At 42.4% G+C, this 14,924-nt stretch carries 15 protein-coding genes and 1 pseudogene; 6 read left to right on the forward strand and 10 right to left on the reverse strand.

Annotated elements, in window-relative coordinates; genetic code table 11:
- Positions 1-2: 2 nt before the first annotated feature.
- The 4 genes from coaE to nusB are packed head-to-tail and all read right to left on the reverse strand — an operon-like array spanning position 3 to position 2,937.
- On the reverse strand, positions 3-623 hold the full coding sequence (gene coaE, locus CLIN57ABFB40_RS10570; protein WP_175630014.1) for a dephospho-CoA kinase: 621 nt from the start codon (positions 621-623) through the stop codon (positions 3-5).
- On the reverse strand, positions 613-1,626 hold the full coding sequence (locus CLIN57ABFB40_RS10575; RefSeq protein ID WP_175630015.1) for a CdaR family protein: 1,014 nt from the start codon (positions 1,624-1,626) through the stop codon (positions 613-615). The genes coaE and CLIN57ABFB40_RS10575 overlap by 11 nt, the downstream gene beginning before the upstream one ends.
- A gap of 21 nt (positions 1,627-1,647) precedes the next feature.
- Positions 1,648-1,971 carry a preprotein translocase subunit YajC gene (gene yajC, locus CLIN57ABFB40_RS10580; protein WP_175630016.1) on the reverse strand — a complete coding sequence of 108 codons (324 nt, stop codon included), beginning with the start codon at positions 1,969-1,971 and terminating at the stop codon, positions 1,648-1,650.
- 39 nt (positions 1,972-2,010) lie between these two features.
- On the reverse strand, positions 2,011-2,937 hold the full coding sequence (gene nusB, locus CLIN57ABFB40_RS10585) for a transcription antitermination factor NusB (RefSeq protein WP_175630017.1): 927 nt from the start codon (positions 2,935-2,937) through the stop codon (positions 2,011-2,013).
- A 168-nt stretch (positions 2,938-3,105) separates the two neighbouring features.
- Here nusB and CLIN57ABFB40_RS10590 point away from each other — a divergent pair, with 168 nt between their 5' ends.
- From CLIN57ABFB40_RS10590 to CLIN57ABFB40_RS10605, 4 genes are all read left to right on the forward strand, one after another.
- Positions 3,106-3,507: a PUR family DNA/RNA-binding protein gene (locus tag CLIN57ABFB40_RS10590; RefSeq protein WP_175630018.1), complete on the forward strand. Its 402-nt coding sequence runs from the start codon at positions 3,106-3,108 to the stop codon at positions 3,505-3,507.
- A 136-nt stretch (positions 3,508-3,643) separates the two neighbouring features.
- Positions 3,644-4,234, forward strand: a complete 591-nt coding sequence (locus CLIN57ABFB40_RS10595) for a 50S ribosomal protein L25/general stress protein Ctc (protein ID WP_175630019.1) — start codon at positions 3,644-3,646, stop codon at positions 4,232-4,234.
- Between the two features lie 139 nt (positions 4,235-4,373).
- Entirely contained in the window at positions 4,374-4,940 is a 567-nt protein-coding gene (gene pth, locus CLIN57ABFB40_RS10600) for an aminoacyl-tRNA hydrolase (protein ID WP_175630371.1), read from the forward strand.
- A gap of 60 nt (positions 4,941-5,000) precedes the next feature.
- Positions 5,001-5,423 carry an RNA-binding S4 domain-containing protein gene (locus tag CLIN57ABFB40_RS10605; protein ID WP_175630020.1) on the forward strand — a complete coding sequence of 141 codons (423 nt, stop codon included), beginning with the start codon at positions 5,001-5,003 and terminating at the stop codon, positions 5,421-5,423.
- Positions 5,424-5,581: 158 nt separating this feature from the next.
- Here the strand turns inward: CLIN57ABFB40_RS10605 and CLIN57ABFB40_RS10610 are convergent, their stop codons facing one another.
- From CLIN57ABFB40_RS10610 to CLIN57ABFB40_RS10635, 6 genes and pseudogenes are all read right to left on the reverse strand, one after another.
- Positions 5,582-6,007, reverse strand: a complete 426-nt coding sequence (locus tag CLIN57ABFB40_RS10610) for an HIT family protein (protein ID WP_175630021.1) — start codon at positions 6,005-6,007, stop codon at positions 5,582-5,584.
- 52 nt (positions 6,008-6,059) lie between these two features.
- Positions 6,060-8,333 (reverse strand): cation:proton antiporter, encoded by a 2,274-nt coding sequence (locus CLIN57ABFB40_RS10615; RefSeq protein ID WP_175630022.1) that lies wholly within the window; start codon positions 8,331-8,333, stop codon positions 6,060-6,062.
- A gap of 152 nt (positions 8,334-8,485) precedes the next feature.
- The gene (gene gcvT, locus CLIN57ABFB40_RS10620) at positions 8,486-9,571 is read right to left on the reverse strand and encodes a glycine cleavage system aminomethyltransferase GcvT (protein WP_175630023.1); all 1,086 of its coding nucleotides are present in this window, start codon (positions 9,569-9,571) and stop codon (positions 8,486-8,488) included.
- Positions 9,572-9,629: 58 nt separating this feature from the next.
- The gene (pepT, locus tag CLIN57ABFB40_RS10625) at positions 9,630-10,853 is read right to left on the reverse strand and encodes a peptidase T (protein ID WP_175630024.1); all 1,224 of its coding nucleotides are present in this window, start codon (positions 10,851-10,853) and stop codon (positions 9,630-9,632) included.
- A 123-nt stretch (positions 10,854-10,976) separates the two neighbouring features.
- On the reverse strand, positions 10,977-12,386 hold the full coding sequence (locus tag CLIN57ABFB40_RS10630) for an amidophosphoribosyltransferase (RefSeq protein ID WP_175630025.1): 1,410 nt from the start codon (positions 12,384-12,386) through the stop codon (positions 10,977-10,979).
- Between the two features lie 179 nt (positions 12,387-12,565).
- Positions 12,566-13,030: pseudogene (locus CLIN57ABFB40_RS10635) on the reverse strand (glycoside hydrolase family 97 N-terminal domain-containing protein); the annotation flags it as partial.
- A gap of 253 nt (positions 13,031-13,283) precedes the next feature.
- On the opposite strand from CLIN57ABFB40_RS10635, the gene CLIN57ABFB40_RS10640 reads away from it, so the two are divergent.
- Both CLIN57ABFB40_RS10640 and CLIN57ABFB40_RS10645 read left to right on the forward strand, forming a co-directional pair.
- Complete coding sequence (locus tag CLIN57ABFB40_RS10640; RefSeq protein WP_175630026.1) at positions 13,284-14,117, forward strand: M23 family metallopeptidase; 834 nt, start codon at positions 13,284-13,286, stop codon at positions 14,115-14,117.
- A gap of 13 nt (positions 14,118-14,130) precedes the next feature.
- Positions 14,131-14,913, forward strand: coding sequence for a hypothetical protein (locus CLIN57ABFB40_RS10645; protein WP_175630027.1), 783 nt, complete (start codon positions 14,131-14,133; stop codon positions 14,911-14,913).
- Positions 14,914-14,924: the final 11 nt, after the last annotated feature.

The raw sequence follows: 14,924 nt of genomic DNA on the forward strand, positions 1-14,924 counted from the left end.
TATTAATTATTTTTTGCGGGGCAAAGGTAATGATTATTTTTAGATAGCAAAGAAATAAGCTCCAAAACCTGTGGAATTAACGGTGTTTCATCATCATTCACAATCACAAAATCAGCATGGCTTCTCTTAATCTCATCACTCATCTGAGCCTCGATACGCTTCATTACCAATTCCCTTGATGAGCCATCACGTTTTACAGCACGCTCCACTCTTACTTCCAACGGTGCATAGACCATGACCAGAAAATCGACTTCACCTCTAAATCCGGCTTCAATAAGAATGGCAGACTCCATGCCAACAAGTGGTTTGTTCTCCTGCTGCCGGATAGCCCATTGGCGGAAATCTTCTTTCACCTGCGGGTGAATGATTCCATTCACTTCTTTTATGTGCTCCGGATTCCCAAACATATAGGATGCCAGCAAAGGGCGATTCAATTCTCCATTTTGAAACACTTCATGCCCCACCAAGGAACAAAGCCCCCGACGAATCACTCCATCGGTATTCGTGATGCGTTTCGCTTCTGTATCCGAGATATAAACAGGGATTCCCATTATTTCCAGCAGTCTGGAAACTACACTTTTCCCACTGCCGATGCCACCGGTTATACCAATCTTAATCGCCATTTGAAGATACTTGTTCTATCAAAAAATCAACTTGTTCGGGTGCAATACGTATCTGGTTGATGCCGTTCGGGAAAGATTTCAGTTTGACCGTATATTTATCCGAACCTAATTTAAGCAATTCCTCATAAGAGACATTAATCACAAAATCGCTCGCCTTTATACTGCGAAAACGCTTCAACCCTACCTGAAAGGTAATCTGAACCTTTGAAGGAAAAGCACGTAACACTTTATCCGCCGGAAAATTAATCCCATACAAAGGCACTTCCACCGTTTTCTCCGTATAAATATCGACCGGGAAAGTAACCTCAACCGAAGCCGGGACAAACTTCACTCCTCTTTCCGAAGCCAAAGAAATCCGTCGGCGGGTGGTATCGGATATATTCTCCAGATTTATCTTCTGAGTATAAGCAGTGGTTATCGTATCCAAAATTCCTTCCGGGGCATAGACCAATACAGAATCCGGACTACAAATCGTATCCGAAACATAATATTGAAGTCCGGCAGTCACTTTTCCCTGAAGGCAGACAGGCACCAGCTTGGATTTCCCTTCGGAGTAAATATAATCCAACGTATCAGGCTTAATGGAAAGTATCTTGGAAGATACGTTCAACTGACTCAATATCTTTTTCTCAAAATCGGATGCGTAAATCTTCACATGATTATTTTTCCCTTTATAATCGGAAAAGCTCAAATTTACCGGAAAGAAACTTTTTCCCAGCATATAATTAAGAAGAACAGTACCTTTATCTTTCACTCTAACGCGAAGTTCGGAAGGGGGCTCCGAAGTCAGTACTACATCATTAGGAACGTCTTTAATACGTACCGGAATAGAAAATTCCGCTTCATAATCATTGTTCAATGTCTGAAGCAACCAAAACCCGCCGGCTATCAGGAAGAAAACTAAAAAAATTAAGAATTCCCTGCTCTTATCACTGAGCAGAAAATCCTTAATTCTCTTAGATAGTTTTAAATATGTATATCTTATTTTCCTACGATCAAACATAGGCATTTCTTTACCGACTATTTACTTAGATTGATTGCTAGCCGCTGAAGCGTCGGCAAAAATAGAATTCTTATCTATTTTAATCTTCACGTTAGAAGCAATCTCAAGTACGACATAGTCGTCAGTTATTTCCTTTATTGTCCCGTGGATACCACCGGCAGTAATCACGTTCTGATTTACCTGCAAAGATTTACGGAAATTAGCAATTTCTTTTTGCTTCTTATTTTGAGGACGGATCATAAAGAAATACATGATAACAAACATTGCTATCAGCATGATCCACATCATACTTCCGTTTGCGGCAGCACCGGCAGGAGCTTGTAATAATACAGTAAATACGTTCATAAATAATCTGTTTTAGTTTCTATTATATATACAAAGGTATCAGTTTTTATTCAACTTACCTTCTTTTTTCAATTGATTAACTATTCCATCCAATGTTCCGTTGATAAAGCTACCGCTCTTGGATGTACTATACAACTTCGCAATTTCAACATATTCATTTAACGAAACACTGACCGGAATGTTCGGGAAACTTAAAATTTCCGCCAATGCCGTCTGCATAATAATAACATCCATAAATGCAATACGGTCCAAATCCCAGTTTTTCGTATTCTCACTTACCAAGTGACGGTAATAATCAGAATTCAAAATAGTGCGGCGGAACAGACGACGCGCAAATTCCTGGTCTTCGTCATCCTTAAATTCAGGAAGCAATTCCTGATTCGCGCCCTTCTTCTCGTCAAAGCGCTTGATTGTCTTCAGGACGAATGTATCTACGATTTCCTTATCGTCATTCCAATACAAACTCTGGTCTTCCAATACCTGATCGAGAGAATCATTATTAAAGATGTATGTCTTATAGATTTTTCTCCATAATTCACGGTCTGCTTCATACGAATTGTCATCAGAAGCCATATAATCTTTATAAATATCGGTTCCCACAATTTTCTCGTAGAGTTCTTTCACGAAGTCCTGGTCGTTCACCCAAGTCTTCTTCTGATTGGCAATAAATTCCGCCAGTTGTTTATTAACTTCCAACTGGGCAATAAATTTATTGTCCACAAACTTTGTGTTGGGATATAACTCTTCTGCCGTGGGTGCCAGTTTGGCTTTTGCCGCATCAATGCGTTTTTGTGCATACTCTGTCAATGCTATCATCAGCATTAGCAAATAGTTGTAAAGGTCATACGCCTTTGAAAGACTAAAGAATAACTCTTTCTCCGCTGAGTCTAGATTTTTGCTGCCATTCTGATAATAGGCATACACTATCTGTATAATCTTAAGACGAATAAGAACTCTGTTGATCATAATTCAATTTAATACTGTTGTTATCGAACTGCAAAAGTAGATATTTTTAGCGAGTTTCCACAAATAAATCACATTTTTTAATGCAGTATTTCATTCTCTGCGCTTTTTCTTTTGACAGTTTAAAAAAAATATCCAATTTTGAGGCCGATTATAAACAGATCGTAAGATATGGAAGATTTAAAAAAGAAAATGAGCGCAGACATGAATGACAAGGAGATTGTATTCTCCAAGTCTATTAAAGCAGGTAAACGCATCTACTACCTCGACGTAAAAAAGAATCGTAAAGATGAGATGTTCCTGGCTATTACAGAGAGTAAGAAAGTGATAACGGGAGAAGGTGATGATTCTCAAGTCAGTTTCGAGAAGCACAAAATCTTCTTATATAGGGAAGACTTTCAGAAGTTTATGGCAGGACTTGAAGAAGCTGTCAACTTCATAGAACGCAGCGACATGAACGAGTATATCAGCCGTCTCACCACAGAAGCTGATGAAAATAGCGAACGGAAAGTTGCCGAAGAAGCACAAGAGGACAAATTAGAGAGCGAAATTAAGATTGACATCGACTTTTAAGAAAGTAAATCTTTGATTATTCAAAAAAAAGACGTACTTTTGCGCCGCTTTTTGCAACATCGTGTGATAATCCACATCGTGTGATGGTGAATTAAGCAAACTAACTTAATTTAGAGTAACACAATTTTTTAAAGAAATGAAATCAATTGAAGTAAAAGGAACTGCAAGAACTATTGCAGAACGCTCTTCAGAACAAGCAAGAGCTTTGAAAGAAATCCGTAAGAACGGTGGTGTACCTTGCGTACTGTATGGTGGTAATGAAGTTGTTCACTTCACTGTAACAAACGAAGGACTTCGCAACTTGGTTTATACTCCGCATATCTACGTAGTAGACCTGGATATCGATGGCAAGAAAGTAAACGCTATCTTGAAGGACATTCAGTTTCACCCGGTAAAAGATACTATCCTGCACGTTGACTTCTATCAGATCGATGAAGCTAAACCTATCGTAATGGAAGTTCCTGTACAGTTGGAAGGTCTTGCAGAAGGTGTTAAAGCCGGTGGTAAATTGGCATTGCAGATGCGTAAGATCAAAGTGAAAGCTTTGTACAATGTAATTCCTGAAAGACTGATAGTTAACGTTTCTCACCTGGGATTGGGTAAGACTGTTAAGGTTGGTGAACTGAGCTTCGAAGGTCTTGAACTGATCAGTGCTAAAGAAGCCGTTGTATGTGCAGTTAAGTTGACTCGTGCAGCAAGAGGTGCAGCAGCAGCCGCTGGCAAGTAATCTGAGATTATCCCTGTAAAAAGAGATACACTACAAACGCAGATTAATGCAGATTAAAGCAGATGTTCAGTCTGCATTAATTTGTATTAATCTGCGTTTCTCTTTCTATATTAATGAACTGTTTTACCGAAAAGCAATGATAAAATATTTAATTGTCGGACTGGGAAACATTGGTCCTGAATATCACGAAACCCGACACAATATCGGATTCATGACGATAGAGGCATTGGCTAGAACTAATAATGCGCCGCCTTTCATTGACGGGCGTTACGGATTCACCACCAGCTTCTCTGTCAAAGGACGACAGTTGATACTGCTTAAACCGTCGACTTTTATGAACTTGAGCGGATTGGCTGTCCGCTATTGGATGCAGAAAGAAAATATTCCATTGGAGAATGTATTGATTGTAGTGGATGACTTGGCTCTCCCCTTCGGCACGTTACGTCTGAAAGGCAAAGGAAGCGATGCCGGACACAATGGGCTAAAGAATATCGCTGCCACTTTGGGCACTCAGAATTATGCCCGTTTACGCTTTGGTATCGGAAACGATTTTCCACGCGGCGGACAGATTGATTATGTACTCGGACACTTCACGGATGAAGACTGGAAGACAATGGGCGAAAGGCTGGAAATGGCAGGAGATATTATCAAGAGCTTCTGTCTGGCCGGAATCGACATCACAATGAACCAATTCAATAAGAAATGAAAATAGTGGTTAATCATTAATCACTAGCCAATTTATCACTAACCAGCTAATCATAAAAAAATGGCCGAAGCAAGAATAGATAAATGGATGTGGGCTGTCCGCATTTTCAAAACTCGTACGATTGCGGCAGAAGCATGCAAAAAAGGACGTGTCACCATCAACGGTTCCTTAGTCAAAGCCGCCCGCATGGTGAAACCGGGTGACGTCATTCAAGTGAAAAAGCCACCCATCACCTATTCCTTCAAAGTACTGCAAGCGATAGAAAAGCGCATAGGTGCAAAGCTTGTACCGGAAATGATGGAGAATGTAACTACTCCCGACCAATACGAACTATTGGAAATGAGCAAAATCAGCGGATTCATAGACCGTGCACGCGGCACCGGACGACCTACCAAAAAAGACCGCAGGGAACTGGAAGAATTTACCACTCCAGAGTTTCTGGATGATTTTGACTTTGATTTCGATTTTGATAGCGAAGAATAGTAAATGGGAATTTAGGGACGTAGCACCCCAACAAGGTTTCCATTCGGCATGTTGTCGTTTCAGGCACACCCTGAAAGGGCGGAATTGTATATGATTATGCTCTTTCAAGAAATACCGAATGGAAACCTTGCTCCGGCGCTACGCCGGTAAATTATCATTTATAGATGTGCTTTTACAGCATCAATCAACTCCTGATATTCTTCATCCGTCAGGTAAACTTTTCCCGGATTCATCTGGAATACACCGCCATAATCAGGTCCATCCACATATTTAGGCGCTAAATGGAAGTGCAAATGAGACAGTTTATCTGAGTAAGCGCCATAATTTATCTTTTCCGGCTGGAAAGCCTTCTGCATGGCACGAGTAACGCGTGCTACGTCAGACATAAAAGCATTACGGTCTTCATCACTCAATTCATTCAAATCATTTACATGATCTTTATATGCCACAAGGCAACGTCCACGATATGTTTGTTCCTTAAACAGGAATACACGTGACACACTCAACTGCGCAATCTCAATCATCAGATTATGCAGCGTTTCATTATTTTGGCAATACAGACATTCTTTCGGATCGCTCTTCATGATATTATTATAATTTTAAGTTTTTATCGCCACAAAAATAAGGAATCCATTTTTATCCGGCTTGTACTTTTTCGTTTTTTTGATTGACTAATTGGTACACATCCTCTTTTTCTCCTACCGCCCATACCACATCACCTTCTTTGAGCGGTATATTTACGTCGGGAACCATCAATGACCCGTCTTCGCTTTCCACCCCGGCTATCATACAATGGTATTTATCCCGGATTCCCGATTCACGGAGCGTTTTGCCCAAGAAAACAGAATCACTATCAATGATAAACTGCTTCAAAGTCATTTCACTCTTTTCATATATCCCCCAATCTATCTTGGCTCCATTCTGCATAGCTTCATTGAATACACTCAGTTGTTCATCCGTTCCTATCACCTGAATCTTGTCCATCGGGAACAGGCGGACAGAACCACCCGGAATATTAATCCGCCTTTTACCCCGGAGAATGGAAGCGACATGGACGCCAAACTTCTTCCCCAAATTTAATTCCATCAATGTCTTTCCCGCCCAGTTGGATTCTCCCGGGATTTCCATATCCGCCAGATGCAGGTCATGCGACAACAAACGTCCGGCATATTCCGGTTTCTTCTCCCCCAAGTATTCCGCACGCACATCTCTGGAACGAAGGTTCTGAAAAAAACGGCGTTCAATCATTATGGATTGCTTTTTCAAACGGCGCGACCATACCATCAACAACACAACAAGGACAGCAACTCCGATAACCAATCCGATAGACGCTTTGAACAAACCGGAAATGACAAAGATAACGAAAAGCGCCGCTATCATAATACGTATAACGATTGTCGACACCAAAGGCGCCCGGTTAGTCCGGCTATCATGCCACAATGTCATAAATTCCACCGAATGGTTTTTCTTCACCATAATAGCCCGCAAGAAAGGAGCGATACAAAGAATGATAAATACCGCCCCCAGCAATGATGCCCCAAAATGCGGCAGATTCTCCTTAAAGAAAGGCACGACAAAACGGAAAGAAAGCGCGATAATCGATATACTGACAATAGAGTAAACCACCGTAATGCGTACCATCGCCAATATCAACTTCTTCCACAAATTCTCATGGTTGAGCGCAGTTTGCGATCCGGAAGAGTAGCGCATCAAGAGTTTCCGCCACGAAGCGGGAAGATGGGCGTCCACAAAGGAAGAAGCAGGTTCGGCAAGGCGAATCATATAAGGAGTAAGAAAAGTGGTTATGACGGAGACTGCCACCACTATCGGATACAAAAAGTCACTCGTCACATGCAAAGAGACTCCCAGAGATGCTATAATAAAGGCGAACTCACCAATCTGCGTCAAACTAAATCCGCATTGCATAGCCGTCTTCAACGGTTTGCCAGAGAGTATCACCCCAAAAGTTCCGAATATGGACTGCCCCAAAATGACAGCCATAGTAATGACAATAATAGGTACAGCATATTCCACAATCATTGCAGGATCCACCATCATGCCCACTGAAACGAAAAAGATTGCTCCGAAAAGGTCCTTTACAGGTTTCACCAACCGGTCTATAGATTCCGCTTCAATCGTTTCCGCCAGAATAGAACCCATGATAAATGCACCGAATGCAGCAGAAAATCCCGTATTGGCAGCCATTACCACCATACCGAAGCAAAGCGCCAAAGATACGATAAGCAACGTTTCCTCCCCCATCAGCTTGCGGCAACGTTTCAAGAATTCCGGAATCAGATAAATACCGACTACAAACCACAAAATAAGGAAGAATACCAGTTTGCCGATGCTCTCCAACATCTCCGTACCTTCAAAATTGTGGCTTACCGCCATAGTAGAAAGCATTACCATCAGCACAATAGCAAGAATATCCTCCAAAATCAAGATACTCAACACCAATCCGGTGAATTGCTTTTTTCTTAATCCAAGATCATCAAATGCCTTATAAATAATGGTAGTGGAAGACATCGCAATCATACCACCCAGAAACAAACTGTCCATCCGATGCCAGCCAAAGCCCATGCCAACGCCTATTCCCAACAAAATCATACAGAAGATAATAGTACAAGCAGCAATAATAGCAGAACCGCCCACTTTCACAATCTTCTTAAAACTAAATTCCAGTCCAAGAGCAAACAGCAAGAAAATAACACCTATATCCGCCCATGTCTTGATATTCGCAGCATCCATCACGGAAGGTGTATAAGGCATATGCGGGCTTGCCAGGAAACCGGCAACCACATATCCCAAGACTAGAGGTTGCTTCAACTTCTTAAACAACAAAGTCATAATACCCGCACATATCAATATCAGTGCAAGGTCAGCTATCAGGGTAGGTAATTGAGACATTATTTCATCGTATTTGCTGACAAAATTATAATAAATCTATGGTATAAACAACATATTAACGGATATGTTTTATGATAGCCCGCATAAAACCAATCAGCCCCGGATAAAGTCAATTTACCCGGGGCTTAATCAGACAAGACTGATTTAAACTCTTATTTTCTGAAAGGTGGTTTTACTACTACCGCTTTTAATTTACGTCCGCGCATATCGATACAGATTTCTGTACCCGTCTTACTATATTCAGGCTTCACATACCCCATACCGATGCCTATTTTACGTGTAGGCGACATAGTGCCAGAAGTAACTACCCCGATCTTCTCCCCCTCCGGACTAACAAGTTCGTAGCCATGACGAGGAATTCCGCGGTCAATCATTTCAAAACCGACCAACTTACGGGTAGTCCCCTCTGCTTTCTGCTTTTCAAGCATAGGACGGTTAATGAAATCCTTACCCTCTACAAACTTAGTAATCCATCCCAATCCGGCTTCTATCGGAGAAGTCGTATCATCCAGGTCATTGCCATACAGGCAGAATCCCATTTCCAACCGGAGCGTGTCACGGGCTCCCAAACCAATAGGCTTGATGCCAAACTCTTCACCCGCTTCGAAAACAGCCTTCCAAATAGCATCGGCAGCATCCGGATAGAAGTAAATCTCAAAACCTCCTGCACCGGTATAACCCGTATTGGAGATAATTACATTCTCTTCACCCGCAAACTTCCCTACCTTGAAGGTATAATACGGAATAGCGGACAAATCAATATCCGTCAATTTCTGCAAAGCAAGAATCGCTTTCGGCCCCTGTACGGCAAGCTGCCCGATATTATCCGAAGAGTTTTCCAACTCCGCACCTTCCGTATTATGAGAAACGCACCAGTTCCAGTCTTTCTCCATGTTGGCAGCGTTGACCACCAACATATATTTTTCCGGTTCAAAATGATATACCAGCAAGTCATCTACGATACCGCCTTCTTCATTAGGGAAACAGGTATATTGTATCTTGCCCGGAGTCAGTGCCGCCACATTATTGGAAGTCACTTTTTGAAGAAAAGCCAACGCATTCGGACCTTTCATCCAAAATTCTCCCATATGGGACACATCGAACACACCAACATTCTGACAAACCGTGAGATGTTCGTCAATGATACCGGAGTATTCAATAGGCATATTATAACCTGCAAATTCATGCATTTTAGCACCGAGTGCTATATGTTTCTCAGTAAACGGAGTGGTTTTCATATTCTTTTAAGTATTAAGTTTTAAGTATCAAGTAATAGTGATATAGAGCTTTAAAATCTTATTTGGAAGCAACCAGCTCGGCAATCTTCACAATGACTTTCATAGCCTTTTCCATGTTCTGAACAGGAACAAATTCATAACGTCCGTGGAAATTCAATCCACCGGCAAAGATATTCGGACAAGGCAGACCTTTGAAGGAAAGTTGCGCGCCGTCCGTACCCCCACGAATCGGTTTCACATTCGGCTTCACGCCCACAGCTTCCATTGCGGCAAAAGCAGTGTCGATGATATGCATCACCGGTTCTATCTTCTCACGCATATTATAATATTGGTCACGCAACTCAAGAGTCACCGTACCTGCACCATATTCCTCATTCATCCGGGCAACCAGACGTTCCATTTCCTTCTTGCGGTCTTCAAATCTAGCACGGTCATGGTCGCGGATAATATAAGAGACAGTACTTTGTTCCACTTCACCCTGAATACCTATCAGATGATAGAAACCCTCATATCCCGTAGTATGCTCCGGTCTTTCCTGCGCAGGCAGCAGGTTGATAAACTGATTGGCCAGATAGATAGAGTTAATCATCTTGTTCTTGGCATATCCCGGATGCACATTACGTCCTTTAAAAATAACCTTAGCGGCAGCAGCATTGAAGTTTTCAAACTCCAACTCTCCCACTTCACCGCCATCCATTGTATATCCCCACTCACAACCGAACTTCTCAACATCGAATTTATGAGCACCTTCGCCGATTTCCTCATCAGGATTGAAACCGATACGAATCTTTCCATGTTTGATTTCGGGATGCTCTTTCAGATAAACCACTGCCGATACGATTTCCGCAATACCAGCCTTGTCGTCAGCACCGAGCAGAGTCTTTCCGTTGGTTACAATCAAATCTTCCCCCTTATGCTCCAGCAATTCCGGGAATTGCGCAGGAGAAAGGACTATATCCTCTTCAGCACAAAGCACGATGTCCGAACCGTCATACTTTTCTACAATGCGCGGAGTCACGTCCTTGCCGCTCATATCGGGACTTGTATCCATATGGGCGATAAATCCGATAGTCGGCACTTCCTTATCTATATTGGCGGGAAGCGTAGCAAAAAGATAGCCATGCTCATCCAAAGTAATATCTTCCAATCCCAAAGACTCCAGTTCCGCTTTCAGATATTCGGCGAATATCATCTGTTTCGGAGTACTGGGAGTAAGCCCTGTCGATTCGTCAGATTGCGTATCGAAGCTCACATACTTTAAAAACCTGTCTACTAAAGTCATATTATTTAATTCTAAGTTACTAATTGCAATTTACAATTTGATAGTTTATAGTGCCGTAAAGGTAAAAAAAGAGCCGTGAATTACAAAGCAATTCACGGCTCTTTTTTATTGTATAATCTTTTTTTAAAAGTGGCTGCTACCGTCAAAGCAGTGCGTGCACACTTTACATTTAGGCAATCCGATAGCTTCAATCAGCGTTTCCAGCGTATTGAACTTCAAGGAAGACAATCCGAAACGCTCGGCAATGATGCTGACCATCTTCTCATATTCGGGCGAACCGGTAGTCGCATATTTTTCCAAATTCTTATTTTCGTCACCTTCCAGCTCCTTGATAATCCGGCGGGTAATCAATTCCAACGCATTCTTGGAAGCGGAGAATCCCACAAACGGACAAGCATAAATCAACGGCGGGCAAGCGATACGCATATGCACCTCTTTCGCTCCATAATCATATAGAATCTTCACATTGTCACGCAACTGCGTACCGCGGACGATAGAATCGTCACAGAACAACAGACGCTTGCCTTGAAGCATAGCACGGTTCGGAATCAACTTCATCTTAGCGACCAGCGAACGCATCTCCTGATTGCTGGGTGTAAAGCTACGAGGCCATGTCGGCGTATATTTCGAGATAGCGCGATGATAGGGCACCCCTTTTCCTTCGGCATATCCTAAAGCCATACCTACTCCCGAATCTGGGATACCACAGGCACAATCGACCTCGGATTTGTCCATCCGCCCCATTTTCAATCCGCTTGTAAAACGGACTTCCTCCACATTCTTACCTTCATAGCAAGAAGTCGGAAACCCATAGTACACCCACAGGAATGAACAAATCTGCATATCCTCATTCGGTTCGCGAAGCTGTTCGATATGGTCGTCATACATACGGACAATTTCACCCGGTCCTAAATATTTCTCAATTTCATAATCCAGATTCGGGAAACTGGACGATTCACTCGTGGCGGCATAAGCACCGTCTTTCCTGCCGATTACCACCGGAGTACGTCCCCATTGGTCGCGGGCGGCAATAATGCTTCCGTCTTCCGTCAGGATAAGCATGGAACAAGAACCTTTGATGTGCTTGAACACATTTTCGATACCCTCAACAAAGTTTCTACCTTGTATAAGAAGTAACGCGATAAGTTCCGTTTGATTGGTACTGCTCGAACTGAGTTCGGCGAAATGCATATTCTGACTGAGGAGTTCGTCTTCCAATTGTTGGATATTGACTACTTTTGCGACGGTGATAATGGCGAAGCGCCCGAGGTGAGAATTGATAATGATAGGTTGTGCGTCTGTGTCACTGATGATGCCGATGCCGGCGTTTCCTTTAAACTTGTCCAGTTCTCCTTCGAACTTGGTTCGGAAGTAGGTACTTTCCAAATTGTGAATGGAACGGATAAAACCTTTTTCCTTACTATATGTCGCGAGTCCACCCCGCTTCGTACCCAGATGTGAATTATAATCTGTGCCGTAGAATAAATCAGTCACGCAACTAGTTTTCGAGACTGTTCCGAAAAAACCTCCCATGTCGTTCTCTTTATTGATGATGTTTTAAAAAAGATGCGCAAAAGTACAAAAAAGAATCCGTCTGATAAAAAAAGAGCCCCGCAAAGTTTTAGATTTCTTTGCGGGACAACAACTAATATTTATTAAAAAGCGGAGAATCCGGGAACAATCTTTCTACCTGAATCTTATTTCCATTTCTTAGAAAGTTTTGCATCGAAGATACCCGGAGTATAATCCATCGGCCTGCCAATCAGGTTCGGGTAAGTGCGGTATCATCCGGTCGAGCGGACTGCTTCGTGCGCATTCACACAAATCTTATAATCGGCGGCTTTCTTCACTGCGTACAGATAAGGGTCGTTCATCCACTGACCGTAATGATGTTCGCTACGGGGAATGATATTGCTTATATAACCACTCTTCACAGGCTTAATCCAGGAAACATCCTCATAAACACAAGGCTCATTCAGATTCAACGTCAATTTGGACGCCAGAATATCACGGGCATCGTCACTGACAATCACCGTACGCCACGGTGAACGGCAAGGCGCCTGCATGTATCCTTTATCCCCCTTCGCGTTAGGAATCAGCCGTGATTCAAAAAACAGGTTCTTGTCGTCGAGATTCAAATGCACACAGGAGTAATCCACCAAAGCAGCTTCATGCAGTTAGTTAATAATCTCATGGCAAAGACAGACAGGAAATACGGCGGCTGTTTTTCTTTATAAAGAAAATGTAGATAGAAACAAGCTTTATCACGCATAAAACACTAATTATAAGCCTATTGAAGAAACAAGAATGAAGAAAAAACATAGTAACTTTACACAAGAAAATAGTATGACCGCGCTTATATATTACAGTTTCTCGTTATATTTGCAAGCGATTATTCATCGCTCTAAAGGTAACACAATTATTCAAGTTATGACACAACACCTTAAATTAATTATCTTATCCGTATTCACACTGTCCGCCTGCCATATCTCCGCCCAGTCCTTACGAAAGCTAATGGAACGTCCGTTCGGAGTCGTTGAATCGAAATGGGAGACAAATCCACAAGGAGGCAGAGAACTTAATTACTACAACGAAGACTATTGCGCCTATTACCTGTACCGCATGAACGACCGCTCCTACAATCTGACTCCCGGAAAAAATACAATATTTAAAATAGAAAAGAACGCATCGTTCGAGAATCCGTTTAAAAGCGCATCAAGTTACAGATACTATCGCGGCAAATTTCCCAAAGACTTCCAAATCGGCACCCCTTACGCCTTACCCGTGAAGGACGGACAAAAGACCGGCTGGCAGACCGACCCGCGCGAACCTGTAAAAACACTCAATTTCCGTATAAAAGAAGGTGATACCATTTATGCGACCCGCAGTGGTGTAGCCTGCACAACAGCCAATCCACGCCAACTGCTAATCTACCATTCCGACCAGACTTTCGCGGCCTATCTGGTGATGAGCGAGAATTTCATTCAACCGGGCGAGGAAGTACAAGTAGGACAAGCCATAGGAAAAGCAGGGCCTTTGAGAGTCTCCATCTCCTTCTTCTTTTTGGACGAGAATAAATTCAAAGGCGGAGAATCTTCGGGTTACCCTTACTCCCACTTCATACCCGTGTTCCGTACAACCCAAGGAGACGTTAAGCTCAAAGAGAAAACAATCTACCAGGCAGTCATTGACGATGAACTAATCACGCAAGATATGAGCAAACGCGACAAAAAGAAATATATGAAACATAAGAATCAGAAATAACAGTAACATCATTATGCGTGCACCTTTTCTTCTCTTTCCGCTTTTCATCTTTTGCGGTCTGCTCAATGCGCAGACTGTAAAAATAGAATATGCCGGCGACCCGCTTCCCGACAAAGACCGACGAAATATCGAGGAATTTATCAGTTATGAAGTCGATTTCTATACTCAATTCGGACTGCCCGATACACTTACCCTTCAACTGCATGTATTTGAGGATAGAAAAAAGGCAATGGAATATCTTGAAAGCGTAGACATACACCTGTCCCTGCCATTCAAAGCGAGCGGCATATATTCACCGAAGTTACAAAAAGCAATCATATTGGGACGGGAGAAAGGACAGGAAAGAAGCCTTGCTATTATTTACCACGAGCTCAGCCACCATTTTGTCCGGCAAATCCTCGGCAAATTCCCGCCTAGCTGGCTTAACGAAGGGTTGTCAGAGTACTTCGAACATTGTAAAGTAACGAAAAAGGGACTCCGCCACACATTTACTGAATATGAGCAAGGGAGAATCCGCACAATGTATATGCTGGGAGAAATCGATCTATCTGCTTTTATGAATAGCGGGCGCGGCAAGTTCATGAAGCGCCAGGCAACTGACGAGCAATATTCATATATTCTTGCACACGCACTTGTCACATTCTGGATAGAAAAAGTTCCCAGAGACACAATGAAAAAGCTCATCGTTTCCCTGCAAAACAAAAACGACTCGTCAACCGTTTCCGAACGAATAGACAGCGTCTATCCCGGTGGTTTCCAGAAGTTCGAAAAAGATTTTGAAGCTGCTTACAAATAATTCAAATGTTA

This window comes from Bacteroides acidifaciens, assembly GCF_903181435.1.
In the GTDB taxonomy this organism is placed as follows: domain Bacteria; phylum Bacteroidota; class Bacteroidia; order Bacteroidales; family Bacteroidaceae; genus Bacteroides.

Excerpts from the sequence above, each read along its gene's own strand:
- coaE (WP_175630014.1), bottom strand. The coding sequence starts at position 623 with ATGGCGATTAAGATTGGTATAACCGGTGGCATCGGCAGTGGGAAAAGT.
- CLIN57ABFB40_RS10575 (WP_175630015.1), bottom strand. The coding sequence starts at position 1,626 with ATGTTTGATCGTAGGAAAATAAGATATACATATTTAAAACTATCTAAG.
- yajC (WP_175630016.1), bottom strand. The coding sequence starts at position 1,971 with ATGAACGTATTTACTGTATTATTACAAGCTCCTGCCGGTGCTGCCGCA.
- nusB (WP_175630017.1), bottom strand. The coding sequence starts at position 2,937 with ATGATCAACAGAGTTCTTATTCGTCTTAAGATTATACAGATAGTGTAT.
- CLIN57ABFB40_RS10590 (WP_175630018.1), top strand. The coding sequence starts at position 3,106 with ATGGAAGATTTAAAAAAGAAAATGAGCGCAGACATGAATGACAAGGAG.
- CLIN57ABFB40_RS10595 (WP_175630019.1), top strand. The coding sequence starts at position 3,644 with ATGAAATCAATTGAAGTAAAAGGAACTGCAAGAACTATTGCAGAACGC.
- CLIN57ABFB40_RS10605 (WP_175630020.1), top strand. The coding sequence starts at position 5,001 with ATGGCCGAAGCAAGAATAGATAAATGGATGTGGGCTGTCCGCATTTTC.
- CLIN57ABFB40_RS10610 (WP_175630021.1), bottom strand. The coding sequence starts at position 6,007 with ATGAAGAGCGATCCGAAAGAATGTCTGTATTGCCAAAATAATGAAACG.
- CLIN57ABFB40_RS10615 (WP_175630022.1), bottom strand. The coding sequence starts at position 8,333 with ATGTCTCAATTACCTACCCTGATAGCTGACCTTGCACTGATATTGATA.
- gcvT (WP_175630023.1), bottom strand. The coding sequence starts at position 9,571 with ATGAAAACCACTCCGTTTACTGAGAAACATATAGCACTCGGTGCTAAA.
- pepT (WP_175630024.1), bottom strand. The coding sequence starts at position 10,853 with ATGACTTTAGTAGACAGGTTTTTAAAGTATGTGAGCTTCGATACGCAA.
- CLIN57ABFB40_RS10630 (WP_175630025.1), bottom strand. The coding sequence starts at position 12,386 with ATGGGAGGTTTTTTCGGAACAGTCTCGAAAACTAGTTGCGTGACTGAT.
- CLIN57ABFB40_RS10640 (WP_175630026.1), top strand. The coding sequence starts at position 13,284 with ATGACACAACACCTTAAATTAATTATCTTATCCGTATTCACACTGTCC.
- CLIN57ABFB40_RS10645 (WP_175630027.1), top strand. The coding sequence starts at position 14,131 with ATGCGTGCACCTTTTCTTCTCTTTCCGCTTTTCATCTTTTGCGGTCTG.